19 protein-coding genes are annotated in these 19702 nt (G+C 55.2%); 9 read left to right on the top strand and 10 right to left on the bottom strand.

From position 1 onward, the window contains the following. Window positions 1-24 precede the first annotated feature (24 nt). Genes ACT3RP_RS00290 through ACT3RP_RS00275 form a run of 4 tightly spaced genes read right to left on the bottom strand, consistent with a single transcriptional unit; the run spans window position 25 to window position 3174 of the window. Window positions 25-846 carry an alpha/beta hydrolase fold domain-containing protein gene (locus tag ACT3RP_RS00290; RefSeq protein ID WP_483393013.1) on the bottom strand — a complete coding sequence of 274 codons (822 nt, stop codon included), beginning with the start codon at window positions 844-846 and terminating at the stop codon, window positions 25-27. Between the two features lie 29 nt (window positions 847-875). Beyond that, on the bottom strand, window positions 876-1331 hold the full coding sequence (locus ACT3RP_RS00285; RefSeq protein ID WP_096281040.1) for a thioesterase family protein: 456 nt from the start codon (window positions 1329-1331) through the stop codon (window positions 876-878). Beyond that, a complete protein-coding gene (locus tag ACT3RP_RS00280) occupies window positions 1331-2284 on the bottom strand; it encodes an L-carnitine dehydrogenase (protein ID WP_483393012.1) in 954 nt (317 codons plus the stop codon). The genes ACT3RP_RS00285 and ACT3RP_RS00280 overlap by 1 nt, the downstream gene beginning before the upstream one ends. Next, window positions 2281-3174 (bottom strand): beta-keto acid cleavage family enzyme, encoded by an 894-nt coding sequence (locus ACT3RP_RS00275; protein ID WP_483393011.1) that lies wholly within the window; start codon window positions 3172-3174, stop codon window positions 2281-2283. The genes ACT3RP_RS00280 and ACT3RP_RS00275 overlap by 4 nt, the downstream gene beginning before the upstream one ends. A 249-nt stretch (window positions 3175-3423) precedes the next feature. Between ACT3RP_RS00275 and ACT3RP_RS00270 the strand changes: the two genes are divergently transcribed. The 8 genes from ACT3RP_RS00270 to uxuA all read left to right on the top strand — a co-directional run bounded on the left by ACT3RP_RS00270 (window position 3424) and on the right by uxuA (window position 12201). Next, window positions 3424-4158 carry a GntR family transcriptional regulator gene (locus ACT3RP_RS00270; protein ID WP_483393010.1) on the top strand — a complete coding sequence of 245 codons (735 nt, stop codon included), beginning with the start codon at window positions 3424-3426 and terminating at the stop codon, window positions 4156-4158. A 16-nt stretch (window positions 4159-4174) separates the two neighbouring features. Continuing rightward, window positions 4175-5386, top strand: a complete 1212-nt coding sequence (manD, locus tag ACT3RP_RS00265) for a D-mannonate dehydratase ManD (protein ID WP_483393009.1) — start codon at window positions 4175-4177, stop codon at window positions 5384-5386. Window positions 5387-5432: 46 nt separating this feature from the next. Then, window positions 5433-6455 carry a Zn-dependent oxidoreductase gene (locus ACT3RP_RS00260; RefSeq protein WP_483393008.1) on the top strand — a complete coding sequence of 341 codons (1023 nt, stop codon included), beginning with the start codon at window positions 5433-5435 and terminating at the stop codon, window positions 6453-6455. A 142-nt stretch (window positions 6456-6597) separates the two neighbouring features. Continuing rightward, window positions 6598-7566 (top strand): TRAP transporter substrate-binding protein, encoded by a 969-nt coding sequence (locus tag ACT3RP_RS00255; RefSeq protein WP_483393007.1) that lies wholly within the window; start codon window positions 6598-6600, stop codon window positions 7564-7566. Next, a complete protein-coding gene (locus tag ACT3RP_RS00250; RefSeq protein WP_483393006.1) occupies window positions 7535-8251 on the top strand; it encodes a TRAP transporter small permease in 717 nt (238 codons plus the stop codon). Before ACT3RP_RS00255 ends, ACT3RP_RS00250 begins: the two co-directional genes overlap by 32 nt. 2 nt (window positions 8252-8253) lie before the next feature. After that, window positions 8254-9537: a TRAP transporter large permease gene (locus ACT3RP_RS00245; RefSeq protein ID WP_096281017.1), complete on the top strand. Its 1284-nt coding sequence runs from the start codon at window positions 8254-8256 to the stop codon at window positions 9535-9537. Between the two features lie 2 nt (window positions 9538-9539). Beyond that, entirely contained in the window at window positions 9540-11012 is a 1473-nt protein-coding gene (locus ACT3RP_RS00240; protein ID WP_444671708.1) for a mannitol dehydrogenase family protein, read from the top strand. Window positions 11013-11022: 10 nt separating this feature from the next. Beyond that, entirely contained in the window at window positions 11023-12201 is a 1179-nt protein-coding gene (uxuA, locus tag ACT3RP_RS00235) for a mannonate dehydratase (RefSeq protein ID WP_444624739.1), read from the top strand. Window positions 12202-12272: 71 nt separating this feature from the next. On the opposite strand, the gene ACT3RP_RS00230 is transcribed toward uxuA, so the two are convergent. The 4 genes from ACT3RP_RS00230 to ACT3RP_RS00215 all read right to left on the bottom strand — a co-directional run bounded on the left by ACT3RP_RS00230 (window position 12273) and on the right by ACT3RP_RS00215 (window position 16654). Then, window positions 12273-13769 carry a sodium:solute symporter family protein gene (locus ACT3RP_RS00230; RefSeq protein WP_444671709.1) on the bottom strand — a complete coding sequence of 499 codons (1497 nt, stop codon included), beginning with the start codon at window positions 13767-13769 and terminating at the stop codon, window positions 12273-12275. A 143-nt stretch (window positions 13770-13912) separates the two neighbouring features. Next, window positions 13913-14305 carry a RidA family protein gene (locus ACT3RP_RS00225; protein WP_096281009.1) on the bottom strand — a complete coding sequence of 131 codons (393 nt, stop codon included), beginning with the start codon at window positions 14303-14305 and terminating at the stop codon, window positions 13913-13915. Then, window positions 14302-15789, bottom strand: coding sequence for an N-acyl-D-amino-acid deacylase family protein (locus ACT3RP_RS00220; protein WP_441685030.1), 1488 nt, complete (start codon window positions 15787-15789; stop codon window positions 14302-14304). Before ACT3RP_RS00220 ends, ACT3RP_RS00225 begins: the two co-directional genes overlap by 4 nt. 1 nt (window position 15790) lies before the next feature. Continuing rightward, window positions 15791-16654 carry a MurR/RpiR family transcriptional regulator gene (locus tag ACT3RP_RS00215; RefSeq protein ID WP_096282385.1) on the bottom strand — a complete coding sequence of 288 codons (864 nt, stop codon included), beginning with the start codon at window positions 16652-16654 and terminating at the stop codon, window positions 15791-15793. A gap of 137 nt (window positions 16655-16791) precedes the next feature. Here ACT3RP_RS00215 and ACT3RP_RS00210 point away from each other — a divergent pair, with 137 nt between their 5' ends. Next, on the top strand, window positions 16792-18000 hold the full coding sequence (locus ACT3RP_RS00210; protein ID WP_441685032.1) for an amino acid deaminase: 1209 nt from the start codon (window positions 16792-16794) through the stop codon (window positions 17998-18000). Between the two features lie 25 nt (window positions 18001-18025). Here ACT3RP_RS00210 and ACT3RP_RS00205 read toward each other — a convergent pair whose 3' ends face one another. Both ACT3RP_RS00205 and ACT3RP_RS00200 read right to left on the bottom strand, forming a co-directional pair. Beyond that, complete coding sequence (locus ACT3RP_RS00205) at window positions 18026-18721, bottom strand: HAD-IA family hydrolase (RefSeq protein WP_441685033.1); 696 nt, start codon at window positions 18719-18721, stop codon at window positions 18026-18028. After that, window positions 18712-19686: a 2-hydroxyacid dehydrogenase gene (locus ACT3RP_RS00200; RefSeq protein WP_441685035.1), complete on the bottom strand. Its 975-nt coding sequence runs from the start codon at window positions 19684-19686 to the stop codon at window positions 18712-18714. The genes ACT3RP_RS00205 and ACT3RP_RS00200 overlap by 10 nt, the downstream gene beginning before the upstream one ends. Between the last annotated feature and the right edge of the window lie 16 nt (window positions 19687-19702).

Here is a 19702-nt window from a genome sequence, read left to right as displayed (position 1 = left end):
AACGATTGTTCTTAAAACAGCGCCTTATTCAGTAAGGCGCTGTTTTAGTTTAAGGCAAAAGTCCTGCCATGCCGCGCCCATTGCGGGCAGTTGGGATTGGGCGTGAAGAGCGGCGTGCACCATTTGCGGTGCACATCGATAGCCAACTGAGGCCCCCGCTTTACGCCAGCCAGTAACGGCAGCTTCCATTGGCAGCGTTAGCGGGTCGTGCGCTACCGTCAATACTTCAATGCACGTGCTAGGAGGGCGTCGATCAAACTGATGTGCATTGATTTCTGGGCAGTATTTTCGAATGCCGAGTACGTCACTACGTGACAGCAGCGGTGCATCTTCACCGATATATTCCAGCAACAGTTCGCCAACCGGCGGGTAAATCAACCCTAACGGCGGCGCCTCGATAAGTGAACGTGCAAGGTCGATAGCTAACCTCCCGCCAGCGCTGTCACCCACTAACGCAATAGGTTGAACGGCCATTAGTATCGTTTGGCAGTCTGCCAACATAGCCGCGTAATCTACCTCTGGCGCCAGCCGATAGTTGACGCTGACCACTTCACGCCCTAGCGCTTGAGCTAGGCTTGCGGCGGGGCCGTGATGGCTCTCCACTGAGCCGATGGTAAATCCGCCGCCATGGATAAACAGCACACAGCCCGGTGCTAGCTGCTGGGGAATAAAGCGGCGCACGCTAACGCCGCTCAAAACGGTATTTTCAATTCTCATTCCCAGCGGGTCAGGTGGGGCGAACGTGCGGCAAAGCTTATCGTAGGCGCTGCGCGCTTGTGGCAAGGGCAGCTCATCCATCGCCGCCAGTCCTGCGCTAAAGTGCTGAATAAAGGCCTCTATGTTCATCTTTCCTGTCCCTATTAGCGTCGTAACCCTTAGCGGCGAATGCCAATGGTGCGGCCAGCAAGTTCCGGCCAGGCATCGCTGCTTGCTCGTGGCAGTGCTGCTACAAGATGTGCGACTGCTTCGGGAAACGGGCTTGGTCGCCCAGAGTCCTGTGCCATGCCCATCAGCATTTGTTCGCTGGTCGCTAATAGGTTGCCTTCATCGTCGAACATGGCGAAAAACACGTGCAGGCGTTTTGCATCGCTATCAAGCAGCGTTAGGTCAATATTGAGCGGTTGGCCTTGCTGCGCTTCGCGGCGATAACACAGGTGGGTTTCCAGGGTATAAATCGTATAGCCATAGTGCTCACGGCCCGCTTCATCTAAACCTATGTGGTCAATCAACGATTCACAGGCTTGGGAAAAGACGCGGGCGTACTCCGCGTCGTTCATGTGCCCGTTGTAGTCGACCCACTCGGGTGCGACGTGGGTTTCATGGATGATCATTAAATGCGTCCCTTTAGCCCTTCGGCTTCCGGCCAGTATTTTTGCACTACCTCCAACAGTTCGACTAAAAAGTCATCCCGACGCCGGTCCAGCGTGGCTACTGAGCGCCCGGCGGCTTGGTGCTCACAGCCCTCGACCACTTTGTCGATTAGCTCATCGGTGAGTTCTGGGGCCTCCAGTTTGGTCCAGGGGAGTTTTAGCGCAGGGCCGAATTGTTCCAGCATATGGCGCATGCCAGGCTCGCCACCGGCTAAGTGGAAAGTGAGGAACGTGCCCATCAGCGGCCAGCGCAGACCACAGCCATAAACCACGGCGGCATCGATTTCTTCAGTGGTGGCCACACCATCGTTGATTAAGTGTAAGGCTTCGCGCCACAGCGCTTCCATTAAGCGGTCGGCGATGTGGCCCTCAATTTCACGACGAACCACCAGTGGTCGCATGGCGAGCGACTGATAAAGCGCTTGGGCGCTAGCAATCTGCGCGGGCTGTGTGGCTTCGCCCCCGACAAGCTCAACCAGCGGCAATAAATATACTGGGTTGAAGGGGTGGGCGACGATGACACGCCCCGGCGCTTGCTGGCAGTTTTGCTGCAGGTCGGTAGGTTTGAAGCCAGAGGTGGACGAGCCAATAATGACATCGGGTGCTGCGGCGGCGTCAATGGCGGCCAGGATTTCTTGCTTAAGCTCTAGTCGCTCAGGAACGTTTTCCTGAATCAGGTCCGCGCCGTTAACTGCCTCTTCAATCGTCGCTGCAAACGTCAGTCGCTCCGGGCTGGCGTTGGGTGCCAGGCCAAGCTGTGTTAGCGAGGGCCAAGCGTTGTCAATAAACGCTTGGGTGCGCGCTGGCGCGTTCGAATCAGGATCAAAGGCAACCACATTCCAACCCTGTGCGAGTGCGCGGGCAATCCAGCCGTTGCCAATCACGCCGGTACCGATAATGGCTAAGCGATTCATAGGCCACCTCCGGCAGGGTCACGTAATTTAAGATGGGCGCGGGTTTCAGCAGGCGTCATCACCCGAGCGCCAAGATTATCAATGATGGTCGCGGCTTTCTCGACCAGTTGGCCGTTATTGGCCAGCACGCCTTTTTCCAAAAACAGGTTATCTTCCAAGCCAACCCGTGCGTGGCCACCCAGCAGCACCGCTTGAGCAACCATCGGCATTTGATGGCGGCCTATACCAAAAGCTGCCCAGTTAGCGTTGTCGGGTAGCTTGTTGCGCATGGCAAGCATCGTTTCGGTATCGGCTTCGGCGCCCCAGGGAATGCCCAGGCAGAGCTGGTAAAGCGGATCGCCGTCGATCAAGCCTTCTTGCTGAAGCTGGCGGGCAAACCAGACGTGGCCTAGGTCAAAGCATTCTAGTTCCGGCTTAACGCCAGCGGCTTGAACGAGACGAGCATGTTCACGCAGCCAATCGGCAGGGTTTACGTACACCATGTCGCCAAAGTTGAGGCTGCCGCAGTCTAGGGTACAAAGCTCAGGAAGTAGCTCGCCCACCGGTGCATGGCGTTCTGCCGGTGTTTGAATATCAGTGCCCGGGCCGCCGCGAGAGGGGTCTTGCACATCCGGTATCCAGTCACCGCCACCGCCCGCTGTGATGTTCATGACGATATCCACATCGGCCTCGCGTACGCGCTCCATCACTTCACGAAACTGCTCTGTAGAGTGGCTAATGCCGCCGGTTTCCAAATCGCGAACGTGGATGTGCGCGATGCTGGCCCCAGCATGGGCAGCCTCAATACAAGAGGCTGCGATGGCCTTGGGCGTAATGGGAACATTGGGATTTTTAGCGGTGGTATCACCTGCGCCAGTGACGGCACAGGTAAGGATGACATTGCGATTCATAGCGTGCTCTCTAATAAGCAGTTTGTTCGCCTACTAGTGTGTCGTCGTGAGCAGCAAAAAAGTTGTCGTAAAGCGCCGTTCAATATACATAACGTGCAGCTTGGTCAGAAAAAGACAGCGCGCTACGCTAGTGTCGAGCGACTAAAGTATAAGCGGTGGGGGCTTTCTCTATCTCATCCATACTACCATACTAGTCATGTCAGAAGGTGCCGCCACGGCCGGCAAGCTTTCATATCCGGATTCAGGTTTATGCAGACGACATTACAAACGCTATGGCAGGAAACCCGTGACAGCGATTCAGTTCGCCAGCGGCTATTTCAAGTATTAAGGCAGTCGATCATTCAAATGGTGCTGGCCCCTGGCCAAGCGCTGTCGGAAAAAGAAATCGCTGACACGTTCTCTGTCAGCCGCCAGCCAGTGCGGGAAGCCTTTATAAGGCTATCTGAGGCTGGCTTGGTGGAAGTGAAGCCTCAGCGCGGCACCTACGTGGTTAAGATATCGCAGCGAGCGGTGTTAGAAGCGCGCTTTGTTCGCGAATCGGTGGAAGTGGCGGTCGTGAAGTTGGCAGCAGAAAAAGGCATTGATGCAGCCATTTTAACGGAGCTGCATGATTTGTTAGCGCGGCAACGGCGCTGTGTGGAGCCGCATGATCACGACCGTTTTTATCGGCTGGATGAAGCCTTTCATCGCACGCTTTCACTGGGCGTAAAACAGCAGACTGCCTGGAAGGTCATTGAAGAAGTTAAGGCGCAGCTTGACCGCGTACGCTACCTGAGTGTGCCGCACAGCACTCCGCTGGAACGGCTGGTGGATCAACATACCAACATCGTTGCGGCTATTGAAGCGCGTAATGTCGAGCAAGCAGAGCAGGCAATGTGCCTTCATTTACGCGAAATACTAGTGTCTATGCCTGATTTAGTACGCCGTTTCCCCGCCATGTTTGAAGGTCGAGAAGCGTTCGACGCACAACCACCCCAACCCTGATGCAGGAGGCGATCCAATGAAGATCGAGCATGCTTACACCATTGTGACCTCGCCGGGACGTAACTTCGTCACCTTGAAAATAGTAACGGATCAAGGTACTTACGGCATTGGTGATGCCACCTTGAACGGCCGGGAAATGGCCGTCGTTGCGTATCTTGATGAGCATGTCATTCCTGCTTTGATAGGGCGCGATCCTCAGCGAATTGAAGATATCTGGCACTACCTTTATCGCGGTGCTTACTGGCGTCGTGGTCCCGTCACTATGAGCGCGATTGCCGCCGTAGACATGGCACTTTGGGACATTAAATCCAAGCTTGCAGGCATGCCGCTGTATCAATTGCTGGGTGGCAAAAGCCGTGATCGCGTCATGGTGTATGGCCACGCGACGGGGCGTGATATTGAAGCGTGCCTGGAAGAAGTCGCTCGTCATGTAGATGAAGGCTATAAAGCGGTACGCGTCCAGGCTGGCGTGCCCGGTATTGCCAGCATCTATGGCGTCGCTAAAAAAGATGGCGAGCCTTACGAGCCCGCAGATGCCGACTTACCCGCAGAGCACGTGTGGAGCACCAGCAAATATCTCAACCATGTGCCTAAGCTATTTGCCGCCGTGCGCGAGCGTTTTGGTGAAGATTTGCACGTCCTTCATGATGTGCACCATCGCCTGACACCCATTGAGGCCGCGCGGTTAGGTAAAGAAGTAGAGCCTTATCATCTGTTTTGGCTTGAAGACTGCGTACCGGCTGAAAATCAGGAAGCCTTTGGGCTTATCCGGCAGCACACCACTACGCCGCTGGCGGTAGGCGAGGTGTTTAACAGCATTTATGACGCCAAAGCGCTGATTGAAAACCAATGGATTGACTATATTCGCGCCACGCTCACTCATGCGGGCGGCATTACTCACGTGCGTCGCATCGCTGATCTGGCGGGTCTTTATCACGTGCGCACCGGTTTTCACGGACCAACGGATCTTTCGCCGGTGTGCCTGGGCGCCGCGATTCATTTTGATACCTGGGTGCCCAACTTTGGTATCCAGGAATATATGCCTCACACCATCGCCACTGATCAGGTATTTCCACACGATTACCGGTTCGAAGACGGTCACTTTATCGTGGGTGAAACGCCAGGCCATGGCGTCGATATTGACGAACAGTTAGCCAAACAATACCCCTATAAGCGCGCGAGCTTGCCGGTTAACCGGTTAGAAGACGGCACTCTATGGCATTGGTAAATGCGTGGCATAGGTAACTTAAAGAACGGGTAAGGAGGTTCTGTCAATGAAAGCATTTCAAGTTAAGGCGCCGCACGATTATCAGGTTGTCGATATTGATACGCCCACGGCGAACACGGGAGAAGTCCTGGTGCGAGTGGCGTTTGCCGGTATCTGCGGCTCTGACATGCACATCATCCATGGCGATAATGCCTTCGTCCGCTTTCCGCGTATTACCGGCCATGAGTTTGCTGGCGTCGTTGAATCCCTAGGCGACAACGTCGAGGGAGTGGCTGTTGGTGATCGCGTATGCGTTGATCCCGTAATCAGCTGCGGTGAGTGTTATCCCTGCAGAATTGGCCGCCCTAACGTGTGCAGCTCGCTGGAAGTCATCGGTGTGCATCGTGACGGTGGTTTTGAAGAGTTGGTGGCCGTTCCCGCTGCTAACGTGCACCGTTTGCCGGATCACATCGGGCTCGATGCCGCTGCTTTGGTTGAGCCTTACACCATCGCGGCCAACGTGCTTGATCGCATGCAGCCGCATCCTGGCGATCGCCTGATGATTCTTGGTGCGGGCGTTATTGGTATGACGATTCTACAGATGGCCTTAGCGAAGGGTATTAAAGACGTCATCGTCACGGATGTGATTAACGAGCGCTTGGCAGCGGCTAAAGAGCTGGGTGCCACGCACATATTTAATAGCCGTGAACACGATGTTGAAAAAGAAGTGCTCGCCTTGACGCAAGGCGAGGGTGTGCCGCTGATTGCCGATGCGGCCTGTGTTCCCGCGCTTTTACCTCAAATGCTGCGCCTAGCGTCAGCTGCCGGGCGTATTGGTCTGCTCGGCTTTAGCGTTCAGCCCAGCGACCTTGTGCAGCTAGAGGTTATTAAGAAAGAGCTGACTTTGGTGGGGTCGCGTCTTAATAACCGCAAGTTTCCTGAAGTGCTTGGGCTAATGGCCAGTGGCCAGCTCGATCCATTGGCGCTAGTCAGCCATCGACTACCGCTTAGCGACATGCCTAGCGCCATAGACATGCTTGACCACCGTCCTGAAGAAGCCCGAAAGGTACTTATTCAAATTAGCACTTAGCTTCAAACTAGTACTTAACTTCAGATTAGTACTGAGCTTCAAATTAGTACTGAGCTTCAAATTAGTACCTAGCGGCGCATGCCAACTCACGTTCAACCACGTTCGACTAACAATAAACAATGCAAATGTGCAGGAGCAGAAAATGATTAAACAACTGTTAACAACGGCGGTACTGGGAACGGTGCTGCTGAGTAGCCAAGCGGCATTAGCGGCAGACTACACGCTGCGTTTTGGTCACTTAGCCAACGAGCAAAATATTTGGCACCAGGCGGCGGAGAAGTTTAAGGAAGAGGTTGAGGCCAATTCCGACGGTCGTATTGAAGTTCGTCTTTATCCCAGTGAACAGCTGGGGAGTGAGCTGGACGTGATTAACAGTATCCAGCTGGGAACAGCGGATATGACGATTACCGGCGAGAGCCTGCAAAACTGGGCGCCCAAGGCCGCCATGATGGCCGTTCCTTATGCCTTCAGGGACTCTGAGCATATGCAGGCCGCCATTAACGGCGATGTAGGCGCTCAGATTGAAGAGCAGATCACTGAGCGGACAAACCTGGTTCCGTTGGCGTGGTTTGAGCGCGGCCCGCGTGAGTTGACATCTAACCGTCCTATCCGCACGCCGGATGAACTGGATGGCCTACGCCTGCGTGTGCCTAACGTGCCGCTGTTCGTTGATACCTGGCAGGCAATGGGCGCTCGTCCTACCCCCATGGCGTTTAGCGAAGTGTTTACCGCACTTCAGCAAAACACGCTGGAAGGCCAGGAAAATCCGCTTAGTTTGATTGAAAGTGCCAGCTTCAATGAGGTGCAGGACTACGTCAACATGACCGGGCACGTGCGTAGCTGGATCTACGTCGTAATCGGACGTAATCAGCTTGAAGACATGCCTGACGAGCTTCAACAAGTAGTGCGCGATGCGGCGCAAACCATGCAGACTTATGAATCTGAGCTGTTCATCGAGGACCAGGCTCGTCTGGAGCAGGCCCTACAGGAACGCGGTATGGAATTTGTGGAAGTCGATCTTGATGCGTTCGCCGAAAAAGCGCGCCCAGCGGTACTTGAGGCGTTAAACGAAGAGCAGCGTGAGCTTTTCGACGCTATCCAAGACCTGTAAGGCCGTTGGTAATAAATTTGTAGTAATTGGTAATGCGGGTGGGCTGGTTTCGTGCCAGCCCATCGGCCATCTGCAAGAACAGCTTGCCCATGAGGATACGTTTATGAGCTCGGATCAAAAAGCGCTTGAACAGGAAGCGTTAGACAGTCTGGATTCGATGTCGTCGGTGCCAAAGATCCAAGGCCCCATTGGGCGCATGATTGGCTGGGTGGATACCTGTTTTCTGACCCTGTCGGTCATGGCATTAATTGCCATTGCTGCCACGGTACTGCTGCAAGTTTGTTCACGGCTGTTTCTACCGTTTTCCATTGCCTGGACTGAAGAGCTCTCGCGCTATTTGTTTATTTATATGGTGGCTTTGTCGGCAGGTGTTGTACTGCGTCAGAACCGAAACATCAGCGTTGAGCTTTTTCATCACATGCTGGGCCCACGCGCCAAGGCTGGGTTTCAGGCACTGATTTACCTAATGGTGGGTTTATTTGCTTTTCTAGTACTGCCGTACGCTTGGCAGTATGCACAAAACGGCGCATGGCAGACCTCGCCAACGCTGCGTGTACCTATGCTGTATATCTTTTTCTCAACGGTAGTCACCTTTGCGCTGCTCCTGGTTTACAGCTTGCTAGGATGCCTTGAAGGAATTATCGCAATGTGTCGCTCCTCTGCCTCGCTTGATCAGGAGTTGTAAGCATGGAAGTTATTATCCTCTTTAGCGTCTTTTTAGTCTTACTGGTAGTGGGAATGCCCATCGCGTTTGCGCTCGGCATCGCGTCCTTGTCTTATCTACTGTTGGAAGGTATTTCGTTAACGATTGTGCCGCAACGTATGTATGCGGGCATCGACACCTTTGTATTGCTGTGTATTCCCGGCTTTGTGCTGGCAGGCAATTTGATGAATGTAGGCAATATCACTGAGCATATTGTGCGTTTTGCGAATGCGTTACTAGGCCATATCCGTGGTGGCTTGGGGCTTGCCAACGTAGGCGGCTCAATGATTTTTGGCGGTATTTCCGGCACGGCTGTCGCGGACTCAGCGAGCATTGGCGCGGTAATGATTCCGGGCATGGCGCGCTCAGGCTATGACAAGCCGTTTGCGGCGGCGGTCACCGCTGCATCGTCTACCGTAGGGCCGATTATTCCCCCCAGCGTGCCAATGATTATTGCGGGCTCTCTGAGTGGCATTTCAGTGGGCCGCATGTTCCTCGCAGGTGCCATTCCAGGCCTGCTGATGGGGCTTGCCATGATGATCACGGTTTACGTTCTGGCCGTGCGTCGCGGCTATCCAAAAGAGAAGCGCGTACCGGTAATGCAGCTGCTTAAAGAAGCCAAAACGGCGTTCTGGGCACTCTTGATGACCGTGATTATTCTTTACGGCATTATCGGCGGTTTTTTCACGCCGACCGAAGCATCGATTGTCGCCTGCCTTTATGCGCTGGTAGTCGGGATGTACGTTTATAAAGGACTGACGTGGAGAAAGCTTCCCTCGATCTTAGCCGACACCGTTTTAACCTCGTCGGCGCTGCTGCTAATGGTGGGGTTGGCAAACTTGTTTGGCTGGATACTGACCAGCGAGCAAATTCCTCAGATGATTGCGAGCCTGATTCTATCCATCAGCGATAATCCACTGATTGTACTTTTGATTTTGAATTTAATTTTGCTGTTTGTGGGTGCCTTTATGGAAACCATTGCAGCACTGATCATTCTGTTCCCCGCGCTGGTCGGCGTGGCGACGGGCGTTGGCGTCGATCCGGTGCACTTTGCGGTGATCGCCGTTATGAACCTGATGATAGGACTGACAACGCCGCCGGTGGGCGTCTGCCTATTTGTCGTCGCCGGGATTGGCAAGCTGCCGATGCTAACGGTCGCCAGAGCGATCGTACCGTTTCTGCTGTGCAATTTAGCTGTGCTGTTCCTCGTGACCTACGTGCCTGCCATTTCGCTTTGGCTGCCTAATCTATTGATGGGGAGTAATTAACAATGGCGACACAGCGCATAGACGCGATGCCTAAAACGGGCCAGATTGGGATTGTGCATTTAGGTTTAGGTGCCTTTCATCGTGCGCATCAGGCGGTTTACCTTGAGCGCTATCGACGGCGTAGCGGCGACGGTGAGTGGGGCGTATGCAGCGCAAACTTACGCTCAAGTATTGCATTAGTTGATAGCTTGCGCGGGGCCGATTATCGCTACCATGTGGCTGAATATGCCGATGCACAAACGCTAACGCTACGCGAAATCGGAGTTATCGAAGAAACGCTATTTTCTGGCTGTGATGCCGCAGGTAACTGGGGGCGTGATCGAGAAGCGCTGCTTACTCGGCTAGCCGCGCCGACGACCCGTATTGTGACGTTAACCGTTACGGAAAAAGGCTACTTCCTTAATCCGGCTACCGGCGAGCTGCGCATTGATGACCCGATGGTGGCGGGCGACATTGCCTCGCCTCGGCAGCCCCGTACGGCGCCAGGGCTGTTGGTAGAAGCGTTAGCACGACGCTATAGCGCGGGCACTGCGCCGTTCACGGTGCTTTCTTGTGACAACATGCCGCAAAACGGCCAGCGTACGCGAATGGCCGTTTTGCGGCTTGCCGAACAGCGTAGCGCTGAGCTGGCTCGCTGGATTGATCAGCGAGTCGCGTTTCCCAGCAGCATGGTTGACCGTATTGTGCCCGCCATGACCGACGCGGATTTCGAGCGCCTTGCGGCATTAGATGTTAACGACCCCAACGCCGTCGTGGGCGAGGAATTTTCACAGTGGGTCGTAGAGGATAACTTCCCCACAGGCCGGCCCCGCTGGGAAACTGAAGGGGTTGAGATGGTGCGTGACGTCGCGCCGTTTGAAACCATGAAGCTGCGCATGTTGAACGGCAGCCACTCACTGCTGGCTTACCTTGGCGCATTAGCCGGTATCGAAACGGTGGTTGAGGGCGTAGGCCATCCAGCGCTGCGTGCGCTGTTGCGTCGCTATATGCTCGAAGAGGCAGCCCCTACGCTTGATATGCCGGAAGGGGCTGACCTTGTCGTCTATGCGGATTCGCTGCTGGCGCGATTTACTAATGACAGCCTGCGTCATCGCCTACAGCAAATTGCTATGGATGCCAGTCAAAAGCTGCCTCAGCGCTGGTTAACCGGTGCCTTGACTCGCGCTAATGCGGGGCAGGCTTCGCCGTGTGTGGCGCTGGGGGTGGCGGCATGGATCCACTATACCGCGGGCTATGATTTAAACGGGCAGGCATATTCTGTCGATGACCCGATGGCTAAACTTTTTGCTGAGCTGCATCACATTCACGGTGATCATCCGGATGCGCTGGTTGGCGCGTTTTTGGCAATCGATGAAATAGTGCCTGCACAGCTTGCCGCGAATCAGCCATTTGTTGACGCGGTAGTGTCAGCGTATCGCGTGCTGAAACAAGGCGGGCTGAACGGGGCGCTAGCCGCGCTAAACAGCGAACAATAGGGAGAAAGTAATGGAGCATACGTGGCGCTGGTTTGGCCCTAATGATGCAATCCGGCTTGAGGAAGTACGCCAAACAGGTGCGACCGGCATTGTCACGGCATTGCATGAGATACCCAATGATCAGGTGTGGCCGGTAGCGGCCATTCAAGCGCGCAAGGCTATGATTGAAGCCGCCGGGCTGCGCTGGTCGGTGGTTGAAAGCGTGCCGGTAAATGAAGCTATCAAAAAAGGCCTGCCCGAGCGCGATGCGCTGATAGCAACGTATTGCCAAACGCTGCGCAACCTGGCGGCCTGCGGAATCGATACCGTTTGCTACAACTTTATGCCGGTGCTCGACTGGACGCGTACGGACCTTACCTATGCATTGCCGGATGGTGCGCTGGCGTTGCGCTTTGATCAGGTGGCCTTTGCGGCGTTTGATCTGTATCTGCTTCAGCGCCCAGGTGCCGAACAAGAGTACAGCGATGAAGATAAGGCTCAGGCGAGCCGCTATCTTGAAGGATTGGATAGCGGTGGCCGCGACAAGCTCGTCAATACATTGATTGCAGGGCTGCCCGGTGCTGAAGAGCACTATACGCTGGAGCAGTTTCGAGGCGTGCTGGCCGAGTACGCTGAGATTGATGCGACGCGACTGCGGGATAATCTAGGCTATTTTCTGCAGGCCATTATCCCTGTGGCTGAAGAAGTGGGTATTCGTATGGCGATTCATCCGGATGATCCGCCTCGGCCGCTGCTGGGGCTACCTCGGGTTGTCTCAACTCGTGACGATGCCCAGTGGATCATTGATCGCCTGCCAAGCCCGGCCAATGGTTTGACGCTGTGTACGGGTTCTTACGGCGTTCGTGAAGACAATGATTTGATTGCCATGACGCGCCACTTTGCCCCGCATATTCACTTTATCCACCTGCGCGCCACGCAGCGCGAAGAAGATGCGCGCTCGTTTCACGAGGCGCCGCATCTCAATGGCGACGTGGATATGGTCGGCGTCATAAAGGCGCTGGTGGAAGAGGAGTCCCGCCGTGAAAAAGAGGGTGGCGGGCGTTTGCCGCTCCGCCCCGATCACGGCCATCACATTCTGGATGATCAGCAGCGTAATACGGCACCCGGTTACCCGCTTTACGGGCGCATGCGTGGCCTAGCCGAGCTTCGCGGTGTAGAGCTTGCCGTGCGGCAGTTAGCCCTAAGTTAGTCGCTTAATGCGCAATGCAAAAAGCCCCGCTGATGTTTGTCACCAGCGGGGCTTTTTTACTCGGTTAGCCGCTAACTATTCGCGGATGTTTCCGTATTCGTCAAGGTTGGCTCAGGCACTTGCTCCATACGTTGGCGCTCCTGGTCTAGAATCGCCAGCGCCTGCTCTGAAGTGACGCGTGAGGCGGGTGTGATGAGAGTAACGATCACCCCAGCGGCCAAGGCGGCTAGCACTGCGGGAATGCTCGGATTACCCCAGAAAGCCGTCCATTCGCTGTTAGCAATAATGATTAGTGAGGTTGCTGAAGCGAAAATTAGCGTAGCGATCGCGCCTTGCCAGTTATAGCGTGGCCAAAAACGACCCAGCATGGCTGTCACAAACAGGCCTGACAGTATCGTTGAGATCATGCGGGTGATGTAGGTGATCACATTGTCTGAGGCAAGCGCGAAGAGTAGCGCCAGGCCAATAGTGGCGACGAGCGCAATACGTGAAAAACGCACGACGTTGCGTGCTGAAGGTGTGCGTCCCGCTACGAGCACATATAAATCACGAATCAGCGTGGAAACACCGGCAAGGGCATCTGAGCTTGCACTCGACATGGTCGCAGAAAGGCCGGCGACTAATAACAATAACCCTAGCCCGAGTGGCATGATTTCAGTCGCCAGAAAGGGGAACGCGTAGTTACTATTATCAAGCCCAGGATTAAGGGCGTGAGTGGCCATGCCAATGATCGCGGGGATGATAGAAAAGCCTAGGTAGAGCACCCCGGTAATCAAGAACGAGCGACGGACTGACTTCACTGACTCGCCAGAATAAATACGCTGGCGGAAAGACGGTGTTGCCAACACGCCAATAGCAATAACGGCCGCTAACGAAAGGGCGGGGAGCGCGCCTATTTTATCAATGCCTAGAAAGCTTGTGGCACTGACCTCCATGCCTGCCGTTAACCCTGAGAAACCGCCGACTTCGATCAAGGCAAGCACCGCCATTAAAATGAAGCCCGCGAAGAGCACAACGGCTTGAATGGTGTCGGTCCAGATAACCGCAAAATATCCTCCCACAACGCAATAAATGCCGAAGCCTAAGGCGACGAGAATGCGGGCAGTGGTTAGATCAATCCCTGCCATCCAGGAAAGATACAGACCGCCCCCCAGAATATGCGCGCCCAGCCAGCCGATGCAGGCGATATAGATCAGCAGGGCAACGACGTTGCGTACTAGACGGTTAGCGCCAACGTAGTAGGCCAATTCTTCACTCATGGTCATAAACCGAAACTTACGAACCGGCGCAAAACAAACGGCTAGCAATAGGATGCCCACAGCGCCGCCGAGCCCGTATAGCGCACCGGCCCATCCATTGGCGTAGCCGAAACCGACGGCACCCATACTGGAACCGGTACCCACCATAGTAGCCACCGTCGTGCCCACCGTCAGAAAGAGGGGAACGCTGCGCCCGCCAAGTAAAAAGTCGTCGCCACTGCCGCGTTTGTGTCTTGAAACCCACCATCCAAATACCACCATCGCGACAATGTAGAGCACAAAGGTGGTGAGGAATATTTGACTGTTCATGGTAACCTCTTATCGTTGTTTATCCGGCCGTTGCCGCGGCCGTCAGTAGGCAATGGAAGCGACTATCGCGAGGCTTTTTCTCCTAATCACGCGGTAATCTGGCGCCGCACCCTTGCCGGGGTGCGGCGTTTTCTTTATGGCGTTTAGGCGCGGTCAGCGCGGTAACATTTCACGTCTACTTCCACTTTGCAGTCCACCACTAAGTCCTGAACGCTACAGATGCGCGCCGGCGGGTTATCGCCAAATATCTCCTTAAAGACTTTATTGAAAGAGCTAAAATAGCGTGCATCCGTTAGCACGGTGGTGACATGAACGACATCTTCGACGCCATATCCGGCTTCTTGCATGATGGCGATGCAGTTATCGAACGCGAGGCGGGTCTGCTCAACGATGCTGCCTTCAACGACTTCACCGTCGGTCATAGGCGTTTGGCCAGATACATATAGCCAGCCGCCTGCTTCTACGGCGCGTGCAAAGGGTAGCTTTTGTCCGCCGGTGCCTACGCCGCCTTCAGTGCCGTATCGAGTAATGCTCATGGTGTTTGCTCCTGGTTGGGTTGAACGATGAAATTGTTTTGAGGAATACGCTCAGTGCGGCGTAACATTCGCCCGTGGCGCTGGTCGGTAATAGCGCCTTGGTAATAAGCGATCCTGCCATTGACCACGACCATATCGATGCCTTTGGCCGCCGCGATGGGGGTTTCGTAATTGGCGGTATCTTCTAATGCGTCGAGATCAAAGAGAGTGAGATCGGCGTAGGCGCCGATGCGCACAGTGCCGCGATCCGTTAAGCCAAAGTTGGCCGCTGAAAGACTGGTCATCTTGCGCACCGCTTCTGCCAGTGGCATTAGGTTTAAATCACGGCTGTAATGGGCAAGAACGCGCGGGAAGGCGCCCCATAGCCGTGGATGCGGGTGCGGGTCGTTGGGCAGGCCATCGGAGCCCACCATGGAGAGCGGATGCGCGAGCACTTGCTGCATATCCGCCTCACTCATGTTGTGGTAAACCGCCCCTGCAGGCTGCAGCTGCTTTGCAGCGTCCAGTAATGACAAGTTCCACTCGGCAGCGATGTCTTTCAGCGGGCGCCGCGCCTGTTCTGGGTGGGGGTGTGACCAGGTAATCGTAATCTCAATTTCATCGGTCACTTGGCCCAGGTCGAGAGTAGAAGAACCCGCCGTGTAGGGGTAGCAGTCACAGTGAACATGTTGATGCTGTGCGGCGATTTCAAGTTTATTAAGTGCTTTCCCAGCACCGCCCCAGTTGCCTGCGCCGGCGCATTTTAGATGTGAGATCACTAGTGGCACTTTGCCATTGCGAGCAGTGCTAAAGGCCTCGTCCATCGCATCCAGTAAGCCGGCAAACTCATCGCGAAGGTGAGTGGTGTAAACGCCACCCGATTCCCCGACGACCGCTACTAGCGGGGCCATCTCTGCGCTCGGCGCGTGGATCGCATTACGATAAGCAAGTCCTGAACTTAGCCCAAGCGCGCCCTCATCAAGCGCTTGGCGCAGACGTGAAGCCATCGAATGGATCTCGTCTTCGCTGGCAGGTCGCGAGAAACTATCCATGACCTGGCTACGCAAACTGGTGTGTCCCACTAATGCCGCCACGTTAATACTGGGCATCGCGGCGTCTACCGCGTTGGCATAGGCTGCAAAGCTTGAATAGCGGAAGTCTTCTAAATCGCCCAATAGGTTCATCGGGTCGGGAACGTCATGGGTTAGTGTGACGGGGCTGGCACTAATGCCGCAGTTACCCACGACCACGGTGGTTATTCCCTGGGTTAGTTTTGGCAGCATTGCTGGAGTACGCACGACATTCGTATCGTCGTGGGTATGAACGTCGATAAAACCCGGCGCTAGGTAGCGCTCTTGCGCATCAATAATGGTGGTGGCCGTTGCATCGGGCATATTGCCGATGGCGCAGATGCGTTCGCCTTGAATAGCAACATCAGCACGAAAATGTGGGGCGCCAGAGCCATCGAGCACATTGGCATTACGAATTAGCAGGTCATAGACCATTTTAGTCTCCTAATGGCTGGCGATTATCACCACCGCGATGGTCATCTAGGCTCAGCTTGAGCCGGCGCAGCTTAGTGCGCGAGCGCTCGCGATGGCGCATAGCAAGCTCAAGTGCCAAGACATCGATGACGGCAAGCATGGCGTAGCGTGATGCCGAAGGATGATAGATAAAGTCGGTTTCACGCGAGGTCACCGGCAGCACAATGTCGGCAGTGTTGGCGAGTGGCGAGTTCATCGCCGTAATAGCGATAACGGTGGCGCCGTACTGCTTGGCAATTTGCGCAGACTCCACCATTTCAGGGGTGTAGCCGGTGGCGGACAGCACGACCACCACATCGTCCGGCTCAAGCGTCGATGCCACCATGCGAGGCAACAGCGCTTGAGGGTAGGCGCACACTGCATAGCCAAGACGCACTAGGCGAAACTGAAGCTCCTGCGAGAGAATGCTAGAGCCACCTCCCGCGCCAAAAACGAGGATCTGTCGCGCTTTATCCAGCTGCTCAACGGCTCCGGGTATATCCGCCTGAGCGAGAAGATCTCGGTTAAACGCCAGCGTCTGCATAGCAATGTCATACACCACGCTTGAGCTATCGTCAGGGGTCGCTTCTTGAATAAAGCGTCGGCCTGCTGCCAACGCTCGATTTAAGCGTGTTTTTAAGTCGCGTACGTTGGTGCAGCCGACGGCGCGTGCAAAGCGAGTCACACTTGCATCGCTAACCCCGGCGCGCTGGGCAATCTCACCGATACTTGCTTCGGTGACAAAATCGATATCGGCGAAGATAAGCTCAGCCACTTTTTTTTCCGCATCACGAAGCGCGCTAACGTCAGTCGTAATACGGGATAAAATATCTATTTCTTGGCTCACCGTGGGCTCCTGAAGGTTGCCTTGCCTTAAAAGTATGTTAGTTTCTAACTTGAAGTCAATGAGTGTGAAAGTATCTAACATTGCCGCTTTGTCATTCATGATGATGAGGCGCAGGCAAAGAGCGAGGAGATGGGCGCATGGAAGTAGTGACGTTAGCAATGGAAAAAGGCAGCGTGGAACTGGGTCCCAATCTTTTGTCCGGTGTCAGCCTGCCCGCCGCCGTAGTGCATGAAGGGCCGCTTAACCATAACCTGGCTTGGATGCAACGGTTTGCAGAGGCCCACGGTGCTCGCTTAGCGCCCCACGGCAAGACCACCATGACGCCAGCACTGTTTCGTCGCCAGCTTCAGGCGGGGGCGTGGGGCATAACCCTGGCGACCGCGCCACAGTGTCGTGCCGCTTTCACTCACGGCGCCACGCGATTATTAATGGCCAACCAGTTAGTTGGGCAGGCGAATATGGCGATTGTCGCGGGCCTGATCGGGCAGGGGGCTACGTTTTACTGTGTGGTTGATAATCATGACAACGTGCGCGAATTAGGGCGCTTCTTTGCCGAACGTGGCTTGACGTTATCGGTTCTCATTGAAGTGGGCGTAGCGGGGGGGCGCTGTGGTTGCCGCAATCAGCAGGAAATTCTCTCGCTGGCGGAAGCCATCGCCGGTGAGCCGGCTCTGTCATTAGCGGGTTTAGAAGGCTATGAAGGCGTTGTTCACGGTGATAATCCAGAGGCGGGCATTCGTGCCTATGCCAAGTATTTAGTGGATGTTGCTCTAGAGCTTGAGGCTGAACAGCGCTTTTCAGAGCCCAACCCCATTGTGACGGCGTCGGGTTCTGCCTGGTACGACGTTATTGCTGAAGCCTTTCAAACATCCCTGCTTCAGGAGAAGTTTACCCCCGTACTGCGCCCCGGTTGTTACGTCGTACACGATCACGGGCTATACCGTGAAGCGCAATCTGCGGTGCTAGAACGCCGCCCTGATTTGCATCAAGGACTGGAGCCAGCGCTGGAAGTCTTTGCCCAGGTACAGTCGCTTCCTGAGCAGGGGCTTGCCATCGTTGCGCTAGGAAAACGCGATATTGGCTATGACCCGTTACCGGTGGTCTTACGCCGCTATCGGGAAGGCGGTGACCCAGCGCAGCTTTTGTCAGTGGCCGGCTGGGAGGTGACGAACATTATGGATCAGCACACCTTTATAAAGCTTCCCGAAGGGGTATCGGATATCAAGGTGGGGGACATTCTCGCTTTTGGCGCCTCCCATCCTTGCTTAACGTTCGATAAATGGCGCCAACTGATGCTGATAGACGCCGACCTCAACGTTAAGGAGCGCTTGGCTACCTGCTTTTAGCGAGCGAGCCAACCACCGTCAATGGCTAGACGGTTGCTTGCAGAGATAAGCGCGCGATAGCGGCGGGCAATTCACTGGCATGATGAATGCCCACCGCGCCTTCAGGCGTGCGCTCTTCTTCTGGAAAGTGATTGAGATGCACTACGTGCATACCTGCTTTTAGTCCCGCTTCTACGCCCACGGCCGCGTCATCAATAACGATGCACGCCTGGGGGGCGTAGCCCATGGCAGCGGCCGCTTGGCGATACAGCTCAGGGTCGGGCTTCCACACATTAAGGGTATAGGCGCTGAATAGGCGGTCGCCAAAATGATGGCCAAGCTCAGTGCTTTCTAGCGCACAGCGGATTTTGGGTTCAGGGCCATTGGAAACCACCGCTTTAGGGTGGGCTCCTAGCTTTTCCAGCGCGGCGGGCATGCCGGGAATAGCTTCAAGTTCTGAGCGCATGCGTGTCTCCATGCGTGCGCGCATGCCTGCTTCAAGCGCCGAAAACTCGCTGTCAGTGAGTGCTTGAAAGCGGCTTTCCAGCGTTTGAACGATGGTCTGGAAACGCACCCCCCGAAATTCCTCCATGTACTGCTGGGCGGAAAACGGCAAACCGAATTCGGGAAGAATCGTCCCCATGACATCGGCGAGCAGCACCTCGCTATCAACCAGCGTGCCGTCGCAGTCAAAAAGCAGGCAGAAAGGCGCCGCTGCTGGCGTCGCGCTGCTCATCGCCATGTTTCTTCGTTGACCAGGCTAATGGGCCGCTCGCCCTGCAGCGCCAGGCGGATATTATCCACCGCACGTTGGGCCATCGCATCGCGCGTTTCATGAGTGGCAGAGCCAATATGAGGCAAGGCCACGACATTGGCCATCGTGGCTAGCGGTGATGAAGCTGGCAGCGGTTCTTGCTCAAACACATCCAGGCCGGCCGCTTTAATCACGCCGTTTTCGAGTGCCTGGATCAGCGCATTTTCATCGACCACTTTGCCGCGGGCGATATTGATGAAGATGCCAGACGGCTTCATCAGTGCAAACTCTTGGGCGCCGATCAGACGCTCGGTTTCAGCGGTAAGAGGAACCGTCACGCAGACAAAATCGGATTCAGCCAGCAGCTCGCTAAGTTCGCGGTGCTGGGCACCCAGCTCACGGTCTAATTCAGGCTTGGCAGAGGCTTTAGCGTAAAGCACCTTCATGCCAAATCCCAGGGCACCGCGCCGAGCGACGGCCTGGCCAATGCGTCCAAAGCCGACCATGCCCAGCGTTTTGCCGTGCACATCGCTACCGAACTGTTCAGGGCCAACGCCAGCCTGCCAGTGGCCATCTTTGACCCATTGGGCTAATTCAACCACGCGGCGTGCGGTGGCCATAATAAGCGTAAAGCCCGTATCAGCGGTGGTCTCGGTGAGTACGTCAGGCGTATTACACAGCATAATGCCGCGCTTAGTGAGCTCATCAACGGGGATGCTGTCATAGCCAACAGAGATGGTCGCGATGACGGCAAGATTGGGCGCAGCATCCAAAATCTTTGCCGTAATCGGCAGGCCAGAACCCACAATGCCATGGGCCTGGGCTAATAATGCGCGGCTCTCTGGGGCATCAAGCTTGGCTGATTTAGGCAGTACGTCTACCTCAAACAAGCCGCTAAGTTCTGATAGCTGAGCATCGTTAAGACGTCCTTGAACCACTAAGCGTTTTTTCACTGATACTTCCTTATTA

The organism is Halomonas sp. AOP5-B2-8, assembly GCF_052376475.1.
Classification (GTDB): domain Bacteria; phylum Pseudomonadota; class Gammaproteobacteria; order Pseudomonadales; family Halomonadaceae; genus Vreelandella; species Vreelandella casei.
This window is presented reverse-complemented; position numbering and strand designations above follow the sequence as displayed.